The 15,182-nt window shown below is 47.4% G+C and carries 14 protein-coding genes; 8 read left to right on the top strand and 6 right to left on the bottom strand.

Annotated elements, in window-relative coordinates:
- Nucleotides 1-37 precede the first annotated feature (37 nt).
- Nucleotides 38-2,443: a 3-hydroxyacyl-CoA dehydrogenase/enoyl-CoA hydratase family protein gene (locus NDK19_RS06685; RefSeq protein WP_250631087.1), complete on the top strand. Its 2,406-nt coding sequence runs from the start codon at nt 38-40 to the stop codon at nt 2,441-2,443.
- 266 nt (nt 2,444-2,709) lie between these two features.
- Nucleotides 2,710-2,994 (top strand): hypothetical protein, encoded by a 285-nt coding sequence (locus tag NDK19_RS06680; RefSeq protein ID WP_250631086.1) that lies wholly within the window; start codon nt 2,710-2,712, stop codon nt 2,992-2,994.
- Between the two features lie 338 nt (nt 2,995-3,332).
- Here the strand turns inward: NDK19_RS06680 and rpmA are convergent, their stop codons facing one another.
- The 3 genes from rpmA to nagB form a co-directional block, all read right to left on the bottom strand.
- Entirely contained in the window at nt 3,333-3,593 is a 261-nt protein-coding gene (gene rpmA, locus NDK19_RS06675; protein ID WP_250631085.1) for a 50S ribosomal protein L27, read from the bottom strand.
- 20 nt (nt 3,594-3,613) lie between these two features.
- On the bottom strand, nt 3,614-3,925 hold the full coding sequence (gene rplU, locus NDK19_RS06670; RefSeq protein WP_250631084.1) for a 50S ribosomal protein L21: 312 nt from the start codon (nt 3,923-3,925) through the stop codon (nt 3,614-3,616).
- Between the two features lie 95 nt (nt 3,926-4,020).
- On the bottom strand, nt 4,021-5,952 hold the full coding sequence (nagB, locus tag NDK19_RS06665) for a glucosamine-6-phosphate deaminase (RefSeq protein WP_250631083.1): 1,932 nt from the start codon (nt 5,950-5,952) through the stop codon (nt 4,021-4,023).
- 69 nt (nt 5,953-6,021) lie between these two features.
- Between nagB and NDK19_RS06660 the strand changes: the two genes are divergently transcribed.
- From NDK19_RS06660 to NDK19_RS06635, 6 genes are all read left to right on the top strand, one after another.
- Nucleotides 6,022-7,278 carry a serine hydrolase gene (locus tag NDK19_RS06660; RefSeq protein WP_250631082.1) on the top strand — a complete coding sequence of 419 codons (1,257 nt, stop codon included), beginning with the start codon at nt 6,022-6,024 and terminating at the stop codon, nt 7,276-7,278.
- Nucleotides 7,279-7,280: 2 nt separating this feature from the next.
- Nucleotides 7,281-7,661: a nuclease A inhibitor family protein gene (locus NDK19_RS06655; RefSeq protein WP_250631081.1), complete on the top strand. Its 381-nt coding sequence runs from the start codon at nt 7,281-7,283 to the stop codon at nt 7,659-7,661.
- 170 nt (nt 7,662-7,831) lie between these two features.
- The gene (locus tag NDK19_RS06650; RefSeq protein WP_250631080.1) at nt 7,832-10,303 is read left to right on the top strand and encodes a DNA gyrase/topoisomerase IV subunit A; all 2,472 of its coding nucleotides are present in this window, start codon (nt 7,832-7,834) and stop codon (nt 10,301-10,303) included.
- Between the two features lie 361 nt (nt 10,304-10,664).
- Nucleotides 10,665-11,237 (top strand): RNA polymerase sigma factor, encoded by a 573-nt coding sequence (locus NDK19_RS06645; RefSeq protein ID WP_250631079.1) that lies wholly within the window; start codon nt 10,665-10,667, stop codon nt 11,235-11,237.
- Nucleotides 11,222-11,767: a hypothetical protein gene (locus NDK19_RS06640; RefSeq protein ID WP_250631078.1), complete on the top strand. Its 546-nt coding sequence runs from the start codon at nt 11,222-11,224 to the stop codon at nt 11,765-11,767. Before NDK19_RS06645 ends, NDK19_RS06640 begins: the two co-directional genes overlap by 16 nt.
- Entirely contained in the window at nt 11,742-12,929 is a 1,188-nt protein-coding gene (locus tag NDK19_RS06635; protein ID WP_250631077.1) for a hypothetical protein, read from the top strand. The genes NDK19_RS06640 and NDK19_RS06635 overlap by 26 nt, the downstream gene beginning before the upstream one ends.
- Nucleotides 12,930-13,183: 254 nt before the next feature.
- Here NDK19_RS06635 and NDK19_RS06630 read toward each other — a convergent pair whose 3' ends face one another.
- From NDK19_RS06630 to NDK19_RS06620, 3 genes are all read right to left on the bottom strand, one after another.
- Nucleotides 13,184-14,008, bottom strand: a complete 825-nt coding sequence (locus NDK19_RS06630) for a coiled-coil domain-containing protein (protein ID WP_250631076.1) — start codon at nt 14,006-14,008, stop codon at nt 13,184-13,186.
- A gap of 250 nt (nt 14,009-14,258) precedes the next feature.
- Nucleotides 14,259-14,744 carry a hypothetical protein gene (locus NDK19_RS06625; protein ID WP_250631075.1) on the bottom strand — a complete coding sequence of 162 codons (486 nt, stop codon included), beginning with the start codon at nt 14,742-14,744 and terminating at the stop codon, nt 14,259-14,261.
- 59 nt (nt 14,745-14,803) lie between these two features.
- Entirely contained in the window at nt 14,804-15,040 is a 237-nt protein-coding gene (locus NDK19_RS06620) for a hypothetical protein (protein WP_250631074.1), read from the bottom strand.
- Nucleotides 15,041-15,182: the final 142 nt, after the last annotated feature.

Raw genomic sequence — 15,182 nt, 5'->3', positions numbered from 1 at the left:
TCAATTAGATACGACGACCAATCACCAACCAAAAGAAATGAAAAACCGCAGCATCAAAAAAGTAGCCGTATTAGGCTCCGGCGTGATGGGCTCACGCATCGCTTGTCATTTTGCCAATATTGGCGTGGAAGTGCTCCTGTTAGATATTGTGCCTGCCGAACCCAACGAGGCTGAGCGGGCAAAAGGGCTGACCGTTGAGCATCCCGCAGTGCGCAATCGCATTGTAAACGACGCATTAGCGGCAGCGCTCAAATCCAGCCCTTCGCCGGTGTATCATTCCAAAGTCGCTTCCCTTATTCAAACCGGCAATTTTCAGGACGATATGAAAAAAATTGCCGATTGCGACTGGGTGCTGGAAGCCGTTGTTGAGCGTTTAGACATCAAAAAGCAGGTATTTGAGCAGGTAGAAAAATTCCGCAAAAAAGGCACGCTCATTACCTCCAACACATCGGGCATTCCTATGGCGCTCATGTGCGAAGGCCGCAGCGATGATTTTCAGGCAAACTTTTGCGGTACGCACTTCTTCAACCCGCCGCGCTATCTGAAACTGCTGGAAATTATCCCCGGCCCGAAAACCAACCCTGATATTGTGGATTTCCTGATGCACTACGGGGCGCTTTATCTGGGCAAAGAAACCGTATTGTGTAAAGATACTCCCGCATTTATTGCCAACCGCATCGGTGTTTACAGCATGATGTCGGCCATGCACAAGCTGGATACTTTTGACTTGACCGTTGATGAGGTGGATGCACTGACAGGCACTATCATCGGGCGAGCCAAGTCGGCAACCTTCCGCACCAGCGATGTGGTAGGTCTGGATACGACCGTAAACGTATCTAACAACCTCTACGCTGCCCTTACGCACGACGAAAGCCGCGATGCCTTCAAACTGCCGCGTGTTGTCAAAGAACTTTACGACCGCAAGTGGTTGGGTGATAAAACAGGTCAGGGCTTCTTTAAGAAGGTAAAAGGCGCAGACGGCAAAAGCCAAATTCTGACCCTGAACCTCAAAACTTTTGAATATGAGCCGCAAACCAAGCCTAAATTTGACTCCATAGGTGCGGTAAAAGATATTGACAACGTTAAGTTGCGCATTCCGAAATTGGTTAATAGCAACGATAAAGCAGGCGAATTTTATCGCGCTACTTTCTACGACCTGTTCAAATACTGCTCGTATCGCATCCCCGAAATCGCTGATGAACTCTACCGCATTGATCAAGCCGTAGCTGCCGGTTTTGCTTGGGAACTCGGCCCGTTTGAAACATGGGACTTGCTCGGCGTTCGCGAAACGGTTGCCAAAATGGAAGCCGCCAATGAAAAACCTGCACAGTGGGTATATGACATGCTGGCAGGTGGCAACGAATCGTTCTACAAGGTAGAAAAAGGCATCCGCCACTACTACGACATCCCGACTAAATCCTACAAAGTCATCCCGGGCAGCGAAGGCTTTATCATTCTGGACAACCTCCGCCCTACCAACAAAGTATGGGGCAACTCGGGCACTACCCTGTTTGACCTCGGCGATGGCATCTTGGGCTTAGAGTTCCATACCAAAATGAACAGCATGGGCGCAGAGGTGTTGGAAGGTATCAATACGGCTATTACCAAAGCGGAAGAAAACTTCCGCGGCTTGGTAATCGGTAATGACGGGGCAAACTTTTCGGCAGGTGCAAATCTTGCCATGCTGTTTATGGCAGCCAGCAACGGCGAATTTGACGAAATCAACTTCTCTATTGCTGCTTTCCAAAATACGATGATGCGTGCCCGTTACTCATCTGTGCCCGTAGTAACCGCACCTTCGGGGCTGGCACTCGGTGGCGGCTGCGAGCTCCAACTCCACGCCGACCACATTCAGGCACATGCAGAAACCTACATGGGCTTGGTGGAAGTAGGTGTTGGCTTGATTCCTGCAGGCGGCGGCACCAAAGAAATGACCCTGCGTGCATCGGACAGCTACGCCAAAGGCGACGTGGAACTGAACCGCCTGCAAGAGTTCTTTATGAACATTGCCATGGCCAAAGTTTCTACCTCGGCGCACGAAGCCAAAGAGTTGGGGTACATTCGCCCGACCGACAGTATTACCATGCACCGTTCGCATGTATTGGCTGATGCCAAGCGGGCAGCTATTGTACTTGCAGAAGCAGGCTATACCAAACCCGTACAACGCAAAGACATTAAAGTACTGGGTAAAACCGCGCTGGCACTGTTTGAAACAGGTATCGTAAGTATGCGCTACGGCAACTACATCAGCGAACACGATGCAAAAATTGCCAAGAAAATTGCTTACGTGATGAGCGGCGGCGACCTGAGCTATCCGCAAATGGTCAGCGAGCAGTACTTGCTCGATTTGGAACGCGAAGCCTTCCTGTCGCTTTCCGGTGAGCCTAAAACATTAGAGCGCATCCACGGGCTGCTTTTCAAAGGCAAAACCGTCCGTAACTAACAATAAGCATACGGAATTATTGCAATTATACCTCTTTTGCTTTTGTATAACTGCCGGGTTTACTTCAAATCCGGCAGTTTTTTATTGTTTGCCAATTGTTAATTTTTCTGAATCGGACAACCTTTTGCAGAATTTTTATGTAAATTAATGCAATGACTCTCTTTACTAACCAAGGTCTTGTGTCGTCTTTTTTATGAAAGGGCGCAGAAAACTGTAATTGAAACCTTACCTCAATTTTAGTACTTTACCTTAAACCATCAACACTTATGAACCCAACTGTCATTTTAGCAAAAGAAGTTGTTAATCCTTATATGTTTGCGCAACACGATGTGTTGCAGGATAGCAGATTGCGTGCTGACCGAAAATCTCAAATTCAAAAGGCAACAGCTTTAGGGAATATTTATCAACACAAAGTAAAAATTATTTGTCAGATGGCAGATGGTCAAGTAGGTCAATTGCTGACCACCATCTGGCAGTCGGATGATAACCACGTGAGCCTCAAAGGGGGACGCACAATTCCTGTTAATGCTATTCTGCGGATAGAATACTGAATATCTCTGCTTATAAAAACTTGGGCACGAAGCATATTATTTGTGTTTCGTGCCTTTTTCATTTGAACCTAAGGGCGCTAATATTTGCAGTAGCATATGCAAGTATTTTACATATAGCTTGTTTATCAATAACTTACATAAAGCATTTTTCGCAAACCTCCTGTGCTTGTTTATAGTGTCCTGTTAGCAGTTGTATGTTGTACGCCGCAGCCCCTGACTGTTAAGGCAAAGAATATAAATTTTTCAATAAGGCCCCACAATTCGCGTTTAAACCAAACAAAAAAGCCACTCCGAAAAAATTCGGAATGGCTCATTTAACATGAACAATGCTGCTTTGATTAGCCTTGTGTTGCAGGCTCAACCGATACAAAAGAGCGGTCTTTGCTGCGCTTAAAAGTTACAGTGCCATCTACCAGTGCAAACAGAGTATGGTCTTTACCAATACCTACGTTTTTGCCCGGATGATGCTTGGTACCGCGCTGGCGAACGATAATGTTGCCGGCTATCACTTGCTGGCCACCGAAAATTTTCACGCCGAGGCGCTTGCTTTCCGATTCGCGACCGTTTTTGGAGCTACCTACCCCTTTCTTGTGTGCCATAGTCGTATCAGAGTTTAAACTTATGCGTTAATTCCTTCAATGAGTACTTTGGTAAACTGCTGACGGTGTCCGTTGCGCTTCACATAAGTTTTGCGGCGCTTTTTCTTGAAAACCACCACTTTCTCGCCTTTTACATGGGCAAGCACTTTACCTGTTACTTTCGCACCCGATACTGTCGGAGTTCCAACGTTTACGGTGCCGTTGTTGTCTACCAGCAATACGCGGTCAAAAGTGAGCACATCACCTTCGGCTGCGTCCAAACGATGCGTGTAGATGAAACGGTCTTTTTCTACCTTGAACTGTTGTCCGGCGATTTCTACAATTGCGTACATCTTATTCGTTTTTATGAATGGAAAAAGTGGGGCAAAATTAGCCCAATTATTCCGAACTGCCAAAGCCGCCCGGAAAAGTTTTTGAAGAAATCGGCCTATAATTTATAGCGCACAAAAGCTTCAATGGCCTCATATTCAGCCAAGCCAAGTTTGTCGTACATTTCGGCAGTGGCACGGTTGCGGTCTTCGGCGCGCTGCCAAAACTCGCGGGCATCGGAACCCGGGAACAGTGGGCGGTCTTTTTGCGACTGGTGCTTAAAAATAGCACGGCGCTTGCGCAGCAACTCCTGCGGGCTGATGGGCACTGCCATTTCTATCTGGTCAATGTCCCACTCTTGCCATGCACCGCGATAGAGCCATATGTAGCAGTCTTTCATCCATTTTTCGTTTTTCAGACGGTTGCAGGCTTCAAAAACAGCTTGCAAACACACGCGGTGTGTGCCGTGCGGGTCGGAAAGGTCGCCTGCTGCATAAATTTGGTGCGGTTTAACGGATTGCAGCAAGTCCACCGTAATCTGAATATCGGCTTCGCCTATGGGGTTTTTCTTGACGCGACCGGTTTCGTAGAACGGCAGGTCGAGGAAGTGCATGTTGCTGTCGGGTACGCCACAATAACGGCAGGCCGCTTTGGCCTCTCCGCGGCGAATCATACCCTTAATCATCTGAACCTCAGGAATATCTACTTGGCCCGGTTGTTTGTTGCGGATGAAATCCACAATCGTATTGAACCAATTTTTTACCGCATCGCCTTGCAGGTTGATGGATTTGCTGATGTCGTTTACAAAGTCGGCAAAGCGAATGGCATCGTCATCAAACACGGCAATATTACCCGAAGTTTGATAGGCTACATGCACATCGTGTCCTTGGTCAACTAATCGGAGCAGTGTGCCACCCATGGAAATTACGTCATCGTCGGGGTGGGGGCTGAAAATAACCACCCGCTTAGGGAAAGGTTTGGCACGTTCGGGGCGATGGCTGTCGTCTGCATTGGGTTTGCCTCCCGGCCATCCGGTGATGGTATGCTGCAACTGATTGAAAACCTGAATATTGATATTGTAGGCGGGGCCGTATTCGGTTACCAACTCGCTCATGCCGTGTTCGGTGTAATCATTGTCGGTGAGTTTCAGAATGGGCTTGTTTACTTGCTGGCACAACCACACTACGGCACGGCGGATGAGTTGCGGGTCGTTCCAACGGCAGGGGCCAATCAGCCAAGGGGTCTTGATGCGGGTCAGTTGTGCGGCAGCAGCCTCATCCAACACCACCACACTGTTGCTGTGCGATTGCAGAAAGGTAGCGGGAATCATCTCGGTCATGTTGCCTTCTACCGTACTGCGAATCATTTTGGCTTTGCCCTCGCCCCATGCCATCAGGATAATTTTGCGCGCTCTTAAAATGGTACCGACACCCATCGTAAGGGCACGGCGCGGCACATTTTCCTCGCTGAAAAAGTCGCTTGCCGCATCAATGCGGGTTAGGCGGTCTAAAGTAACCATCCGCGTGGTTGATTCTTTGGAAGAACCGGGCTCGTTGAAGCCGATGTGTCCTGTGCGGCCAATTCCCAACAACTGAATATCAATTCCTCCGGCAGCCGTAATTTTCCGTTCGTATTCGTGGCAAAAGGCATCGGCCTGCTCCATGGGGATAGTGCCGTCGGGGATGTTGATGTTTTCACGCGGAATGTCCACGTGGTCAAATAAATATTCGTTCATGAAGCGGACGTAACTCTGCAATGAGTCGGGCTGCATGGGGTAGTACTCGTCCAGATTGAAGGTAATGACATTGGAGAAACTCAACCCTTCTTCACGATGCATCCGCACTAACTCTCCATATACTTTGGTGGGTGTTGAGCCTGTGGCAAGCCCCAAAACGGCCATTTCTCCTTTCTTTTGTTTGATTTTGATAAGTGCCGCAATTTCCTGTGCAACAGCTTTAGATGCTTCTACCGCATCGGGGTAAATTTCTACCGGTATTTTTTCAAATTTTCGCAATTGGCCTAATTCTGCGGTCGTCCGATACTGTCCCATAAGTTTCTGATAGTTTGTAGCTCAAAAAAATTTATGTTTGTAAAGCTAACAAAACGGCATATGAAAAGCATGAAAAAGAAACTTGTTTTCCCTGCAATAGTTGCAATAACGGCCTTACAGGCACGTGCGCAGCAAGATAAGTTGATTGCAGAGTTGTTGGAGAGCCGCCGCGACCTGTTTGGAACCGTGCTGAGCGACCCTGCCAAATACGAAGTGCAAATTATTTATACCCAAATAGACCGCGACAAGAAAAACCGCCCCATTTTAACCGATTATACCTATCGGTTAGACGACAAGCAGTATTTCTATCCGGCAAGCACTGTGAAGCTGCCAACCGCCATTGTTGCGCTGGAAAAAATTAATCGTTTGAATATCAAAGGATTAGACCGTGAAACGCCGTTGCGTATAGACAGTGCCTATAACCGCCAAACTGCCGTGGCTGCCGACGAGACCTCACCTAACGGTTTGCCTTCCATTGGTCATTATATCAAAAAAATATTACTGGTAAGCGATAATGATGCCTACAACCGCCTCTACGAATTTATCGGACAAGAAGAGTTGAACGAATCGCTGCATGCCAAGGGCTTCAACCTGCGGCTGATTCACCGCCTTTCGGTGGGCGATACGGAAGAAACTGCGCGCTATACAAACCCCATCAGTTTTTACCGAGGCGACAAAATCATTTACCAACAGCCATTAGTAAAAAGCGAGAAAAGTTATCCCAATACGCTGACAACCACGCTCAAAGGCAAGGGCTACATGAGTTTTCGCAACAACCCCAATGGTGAACTGATTGAAAAGCCGATGGACTTTTCGGATAAGAATTACTACCCGCTCTCTACGATGCACAAAGTACTTCAAACGCTTATTTTCCCCGAAACCGTACCGCCCGGGCAGCGTTTTAATCTTACCAAAGACGACTACCGCTTTCTGTATCGCCACATGAGCATGTACCCCAAAGAAAGCGGCGGCTACCCTGCCTACACCGACACCTGCTGCAACTACGACGGTTATTGTAAGTTTTTCATGTACGGCGATACCAAACAACCCATCCCGAAAAATATCCGCATTTTTAATAAAGTGGGCGACGCATACGGCTACCTGTTAGACAACGCCTATATTGTAGATTTTGAAAACGGCATTGAATTTATGCTCAGTGCCGTAGTATATGTAAACGAAGACGGCATTTTCAATGATGACAAATACGAATACGAAAGCATCGGCTTCCCGTTTATGGCAAATCTGGGTCGCGTAATTTATGCGCACGAACTCAAACGAAAGCGCCAAAACAAACCTAATTTAAGCAAATTTAAATTCACTTACTAATTATGTTACCGGTTGATACTCAACATACAGACGGCGCTGTCATCGGCGAATTGCGCCAATTGAGCGAGGGGCTGCTGCTGCTCAGCGAATCGGAAGCTTCTTTTGAAATTATGGCACTGACCGCTTTTCCCGAATGCCCCGAAGGTATGGAAGAAGTTAGTTTAGATGATATTTTGGGCTATTCGGCCGCCGTACAGGAGTGGCACACCGAAGAGGACAAAGCCGTTGTCGCGCGTTTTGCCGCTTTTAAAACGGTCATAGAACAGCGCCTGCAAAACCTGCGGGTCTGCAAAAGCACCGAAGGCGGCGAAAAGGAGATTTGGATAATCGGCAACAGCGAGGAGGGCATTGTTTGCATCCGCACAACCGTAGTAGAAACATAGGAGTCAGCAATTGAGCAAATTATTTACCACGCGCACACGAAAAACTTGTGTATTTGCGTGTTTGTGGTGATGTTGATGCTTGCCTGCTAACATTCATACTTGTTTGGCCGCCTTACGCCCGATTGGCGGTTCAATAAAAAAATATACCTTTGCATAAAAATTGATTTTTCATGGAACAGAACAGCGGACAGATGCAGGAGGTACTCCCGGTTTCGGGGATGTATGAAAACTGGTTTCTGGATTATGCGTCCTATGTAATTTTGGAACGTGCCGTGCCGGCCATTGAAGACGGTTTTAAGCCCGTTCAACGACGCATTCTTCATTCCATGAAAGAAATGGATGACGGACGCTACAACAAAGTAGCGAACATCATCGGGCAAACCATGCAATATCACCCGCACGGCGATGCTTCCATCAGCGATGCCATTGTGAATTTGGGGCAGAAAGACCTGCTGATAGACACACAAGGCAACTGGGGCGACATCCGCACGGGGGATGGGGCAGCTGCTCCGCGTTATATTGAAGCCCGATTGAGCAAATTTGCATTAGATGTAGTCTTCAATCCGCAAACTACCGAATGGCAGGCATCTTACGACGGGCGCAAGAAAGAACCCGTTACACTGCCCGTTAAATTCCCGCTGCTGCTGGCGCAAGGTGTGGAGGGTATTGCAGTCGGGCTTTCCACCAAAATTCTGCCGCACAATTTCTGTGAACTTATCCGCGCCTCCATAGACCTGCTCAAAGGTCGGGAGGTAGAACTTTACCCCGACTTCCCGACGGGGGGCATGGTGGACGTTACCAACTACCAACAAGGGCGCAAAGGCGGTAAAGTCCGCGTCCGTGCCCGCATTGAGGAGGTGGATAGCAAAACACTGGCTATCAGAGATATACCCTACGGCACAACTACTACGGGACTGATTGAGTCCATCATTAAGGCCAACGATGCGGGTAAAATCAAGATTAAAAAGGTGGTGGACAACACCGCCAAAGATGTTGAAATACTCATCCATCTTGAACCCAAAACTTCGCCCGATATTACCATCGGGGCACTCTATGCTTTTACCGACTGCGAGGTGAGCATTTCGCCCAATGCCTGCGTAATTGTGGGCGACAAGCCGCAATTTCTTGGAGTAGATGACATTCTGAAAATCAACACCGAGCAAACCTTAGACCTGCTCCGACGCGAATTAGAAATCAAACGCGCCGAGCTGCTGGAAAAGCAGTTGTATTCGTCGCTGGAAAAGATTTTCATTGAAAACCGCATCTATCGCGATATTGAAGAGTGTACTACTTGGGAAGATGTCATTCTGACCATAGACAAAGGCATCAGCCCCTACAAGCCGCAGTTTTACCGCGAAATCACCCGCGAGGACATTATCGCACTGACCGAAATCAAGATTAAGCGCATTTCCAAATACGATGCCTTCAAAGCAGACGAACTAATGCGCAAACTTGCCGAGGAACTTGCCGAAACCGAACATCACTTGGCGCATCTGGTAGAGTTTGCGATTGATTATTTCAAAAATCTGTTGGCCAAATACGGCAAAGGCAGAGAGCGGAAAACCGAAATCCGCACCTTTGACACCATTACCGCTACCAAAGTAGCTGCCAATAACCAAAAACTGTACATCAACCGCAAAGAGGGTTTTATTGGTTTTGGTTTGAAAAAAGATGAAGACGTGGAGTTCATCTCCGACTGTTCGGACATTGACGATATTGTCGTTTTCTTGCGCAGTGGTGTATTTAAGGTGGTAAAAATTGCCGAAAAAGTTTTTGTAGGAAAAGACATCCTCCATGCCGAGGTGTTCAACAAAGACGACGAACGCCGCACTTTCAATATGCTCTATTTGGACGGCGAAAGCGGTATCACCTACGCCAAGCGCTTCCAAATCGGCGGCATTACTCGCGACAAGGAATATGACCTGACCAAAGGCACCAAAGGGTCTAAAGTGCTGTATTTCACCTCTAACCCGAACGGCGAGGCAGAACTGATTACCGTTACGCTCACGCCCGGTTGCAAAGCCAAAGTCAAGGTTTTTGACTATGACTTTACCGACCTTGCCATCAAAGGGCGCAGCGCACAAGGCAATATTCTGACGCGCTACCCTGTGAAGAGTGTAAAGCTGAAAATGGCAGGCGTTTCTACGTTGGGCGGCTTGGATATCTACTACGACCCCGTAATCGGCCGCCTCAATACCGACAAAAGAGGTTATCTGCTTGGCACATTCACCGGTGAAGATACCATTCTGGCATTGTACAAAGACGGTACATACGAAATGACCAACTACGACCTTGCCAATCGCTATGAGCCTAACGATGTAATTAAACTTTACAAGCTTACAAAAAACACCATTGTATCGGCTATTTACTTTGACGGCGAAAACCAGAATTACTACGCCAAACGCTTTCAGATTGAAACGACTTCATTGGGTAAGAAATTTTCATTCCTTTCCGACCATCCGAAGTCTAAACTGCTGGCAGCCTCGGCCGATGAACAGGTACAGGTAAAAATCCACTACGTTAAAGCGGATAAGAAGGAGGAAACAGCCGTTTACGACTTGGACATGCTGGCCGAAGTGCGCGGATGGAAAGCACTTGGCAATCGCTTGCCCTATGCAAAAATTAAGTCGGTGGAAATATAGGCCGCCAAACATCTTGCCTGCCTTCTTGTTTGCGGCATAACAAGCCGACCTGTTGCATCCCTTTCAGCGGATAAGTAAGTTGAACAAAATGAAGCATTTTTGTTGCTGAAAGCGCTGTTAGCGTCTGCGACGGCTAACAGGCTTTTGCAGAATCCCTGCCAGCGGCTGAAAGCCCTGTCAGTGGATTCGGATAAGTTCGCTTTAAACTGCCTACTTACTTAATCGCCCAAAACAACCGCCTTACTCCTGCTCCGATGCTATTGGAGGGCTTTTTTTCGTTCTCTTACAAAAAATTCCAAAGCCATTGGGCAACCTTTTCCTTGGGTGGCTGTCTATACAAGTAAAATCCCGATAATGCGCATTGGAAACCGTTACTGCCGATATACACCGATACCTGATTGAGCGATGTTTGGAACAAGACCGAAAGGCGCAGTTTCAGATTTATAAGCTCTATTCCGACGCTATGTATAACGTTTGCTACCGCATGTTGAAGCGCGAAGAAGATGCTCAGGACGTATTGCAGGAGGCATTTGTGGATGCTTTCACCAAATTGCACACGTTCCGTTTTGATGCTGCTTTTGGCTCGTGGCTCAAACGGATTGTGATTAACCGTTGCATCAACGCTTTACAAAAGCGCAAGTTGCTGACCATCAACGTAGAGGAGCGTAAGTTAGCCCATATCCCCGACGATACGGAGACAGATGAAAGCGAAATTGAATGGGAAATCGGCCAAGTGCGCCGCTGTATGGATAAGTTGCCCGAAGGCGCGCGCGTAGTGCTGAACCTGTACTTGTTTGAAGGCTACGACCACGCAGAAATAGCGGAAATTCTGAACATTACCGAATCAACCTCCAAAGCACAATACAGCAAAGCGCGTAAGCGCCTGCGTGAAATGATTACCGAAGAAAGGGCTGCATTATGGAAGATAAGTTAAAAACGCTGGTGCAAATGCACAGCAGGGAAGCTGATACGCTGCAAGCCCCCGATTTTTTGTGGGAGCGCATAGCGGCTAAATTAGACCAACAGCAACAAATCAATGCGCAACCGATGCGCCGTGTATGGCTCAAACCGCTTCTGCGCGTAGCAGCGGCGGCGGTAGTCTTGCTGGTGGCAGGTATTTTTGCTATTAGGCAATGGCAACCTGCCAACAACATGGCAAGCACATGGGCAAATTATCCCGAATTGCAACAAGCAGAGGCCTACTTTCAACCAATGATTGTTGCCAAAGTGCAACGCTTGGAACAAATCGGCGACAAGGCACTGACAGCAGCACTGCTGCAAGACCTTGCCCTGCTGGAAAAAGACTACGAAACACTCGCCAAAGACCTGCGCGACAATGCTGACAATCAGCAACTTGTAAAAGCGATGGTAGAAAATTACCGCAGCCGTTTGCAACTGTTGGAGCGAATTCTGAACGAAATAGAACAAAAGCAAAGCAATGAAAAAGCGGACACTCAGTTATAGATGGATTTTTTGGGCACTCTTGCTGCCTGTGTATGCAGCCGCTGCTCACCCGTTCAACAATGAAACCAACGAAACAACCGATAGCAAGGAAGTGCGGGTTTCCAAAAAGTTGGCATTTGATTTCAAATCGCAACCCGACCTGACTGCGCAACTCAATCTGAAATATGCGCAGATTGTGATAGTCGGCTGGGCAAAAGACTCGGTGAAAGTAGAAGCTGAAATCACAGCCACAGGCACAAACGTTGCCGAAGCCAATAAAATTTTGGAGCGGGTGGCGTTGAAGTACGAACACAGTCCCAACCGATTGAATATGCGGCTCGATATCACACAAGAACCAACCGTTACCAAAAAAGAAGACAGCGGTTTTGGCAATATCATGAGCGGATTGGTGCAATCGTTTGCCGGAGGCGCTGCTCCCAAAACCTCAGGCAGTAGCAACGTCAATATAGACCAGAATAACTTGAAAGTGGCTATAAAAGTGCGACTGCCGCAAGCAGCAATGCCCGTGATAGAGAATCGCTACGGCAATACCGAACTGACGGGCAACTTTACCAACAAAATAACGGCCAACCTGTTCTATGGCGACTTCAAAGCCGAGCGCCTCAATGCCGTACAATTAGATATCAGCTACGGGGAAATTTACATCCGCCAATTGCTGAAAGGCACTTTATACTTGCGTCAAGGAAGCATGAAACTGGAACGCGGCAGCGAGTTGAACCTCCATTCCAACGGTGCTACCATTGAACTCGATTCGGTGGCCAACCTGTGGTTAGATTCCCGCAACGATGATGTGGCAGTCAAAAAAGCGGGCAAACTGAACGGCAAAACGCATTTTACCAAATTAGACATTCAACAACTGAGCACCGAAAGCAACCTTGAAACACAGTTTGGCAGTTTGCAAATAGCGCGCTTGCACCCATCGCTTACTACGCTGGACGTAATGGCACGCTCTACCGATATCCGCTTAGATAACCTGCCGACCGACACCCGCTACGACCTTGTGGTGCGACCCGACAAGTGGCAAGCTCCCGAGCGCCTGCTGCGCATGGAGCGGCAGCCGTTTGAAGCAGCCAAGGGGCACGTGCGCATCATTTGGACAGAAGGCAGCCCCAAACGAAACATTGCCATAGAAAACCGCGAAGGCAGCCTGTTGATGAAATAGCAAAGACACATTCGCCGTTATACAAAAACCTGACAGGCCTCCAAGATTTGTCAGGTTTAAATATCTGTTTTTCAGTAATTTATATGAAAAACTTTCGCAAACCCTTTGCGCTTTTTATATAAGTGCTGCACAGAGCATACAATGTAATAAACACCGATGCTGTATTCCATTAAAAATTCCGACAGGTTGGAAAGAGTCTGTCGGGATTAGATTTTTTGGAAACAACTTTTATATGTGGCCTGTATGCCCATTGCTCAATTATTGCCGCCGTTTTTTGCGGTTTTGATTTTTGCGGAAACTGTATTGATTTTCTGTTCTATTCGCTGGCGTTCTATACCGGGCGGCGTGTGTGTTTCGTACAGTTGCAGCGCCTGACGGTAGCTTTCGTCGGCTTTGCGTAGCAGTTGCTGCTTTTTGGTATTTTTGCCTACCGCAAGCCATATTTTGTTGGCATCTTCCATGTCTTCATCGCCCTGCAAAATCAGTTTTTCTATCTGCGTTTTTACAGTTGCCAACTCTGCTGCTTTTTTGGCTTCTTGCGTGCGGCTGAGCTCTTCCTCTCGATTGCGGATAGCTTCTTCTTTGGCCGTTAATACGCTGTCTTTCTGCAAATTAACCGTTTGCAATCGGGCAACCTCGGCGCGAGTATTGGTCAGTTCGGTTTCTAATTGTGCCACCTTCTCCTTTTGCATTTCCAGTTCGGCTTTGAATCGTTCCAATGCTTTTGCCAAACCTTCCGCGCGTATTTTGTAGCGGTTAGCCTGCTGTTGCGCAAGTGTGATTTTATCATTGGCCTGTTGCATATAATGCTCAATGGCGGCAATGCGTTCCATCAGCTCACTTCGTTTGAGCTTGCGGCGCTCCGATTGCAGCTCGTTAGTACCGAAAGCCACTGAATCGAGCGAGTTGCTTACCTCTGTCAGTAATGAGTCAATTTCCTGATAGGCCTCATTCTGTTCTAAATAGTCAGCTCTCAGGACGGCAAGTTCCTGCCGCAGCGCATCTGCCTCGGGGTTGCTTTGCGGGCTACAGGCCAACATGACAAGTGCAAGGGGCACTATCAGTTTGTTCGTTTTCATGGCAAAAAATAGTTGGTGAAACTTATGATTTTAAAAACAACGAAAAATTAGGTTAAATATTACGCGACTATTACGTTTTGTTCGTTGGTAAAATTCGGATGTGGGATTTGGGAATAAAAACGACAACTTATGTTGCAAGCCGCCTACTTGGGCTGTACAAAAAACTTTTGGAAAGACAAAAGCAGGCCGCATTTTGTGCAAGTGCTTGGTTATTAATGGGTTTTAACACACAGTAAACGGATGATGTGGCCTACTGCATAATTACCGGCGGAAGTGTAAACAAAAATCTTCTTTGCGGCAAAATTGTAACCTCTATTCGGAAAGTAATCGTATCGCGCCTGCCGATGGAAGTATTCAACTTCAATGTCAGTTGGTCAGTAACAGGCACAGGAGGACGACGCACAAAACTATCGAGAGTTATTAAAAAGCCGTCGTTGGCAATATTTGCCAAAAACAACTTGCTCAAATCCTCTCCCGGCTTTTTGTCTCCAATCGGTCGGTCAGCCGAGATATAGACTCCTTGTATCACATTGTTCAACAGTGGTTTTCTGCTTGCCGAGGGATTTCCTGAACTGATGGAAAGCATGGGGGCTGTGGTAAAAAGCATTTGAATCCCATGGTCGGCAGCACGTACAGAGGCATTGTTTGCAGCAATCGTATCGCCTGTGCGCAGGTTGATATGGCGGGCACGAAAGCTACTCCATGCCTCCACATCATAAGTTGTGCCGCAAGCCATGCAGACTGCGGCACAACCAATTATGATAAACAAACTTCTGATGTGCCGAAACAACACCATTAAGACTGCTTTTGGGTAGAACAAGATTTGCCGGCACCTCCGCTCTGGCAGCAAGATGATTTTTTCTTGTCAGCCTTAGCTTTTTTCTTATCTGCTTTGCTCTCTTTTTTGTTATCGTCGTCGCCGCTGCGTGTAACTACAGTGGTCAGGTTGTTGTCCATGGAAATAACGGCTGCCTGTACACTGCTCAGGGTCATCATCATGCCCGCGAAAATCAATAAAAACGTCTTTTTCATGTGCGAAAATGTTTAGAGTGTTGTAAAAGTAAGTGATTTCGTCGTATTATTACAACCCGATAAGCGATTTTAACAAATCATTAAGCAAAGGCAGTTGCAGCTAAGTGCCTGTCTGTCAAATGAAAAAACAACAGTAAACACT

The sequence above is a fragment of the Rhodoflexus caldus genome (assembly GCF_021206925.1).
GTDB classification, from domain to species: Bacteria; Bacteroidota; Bacteroidia; order Cytophagales; family Thermoflexibacteraceae; genus Rhodoflexus; species Rhodoflexus caldus.
This window is presented reverse-complemented; position numbering and strand designations above follow the sequence as displayed.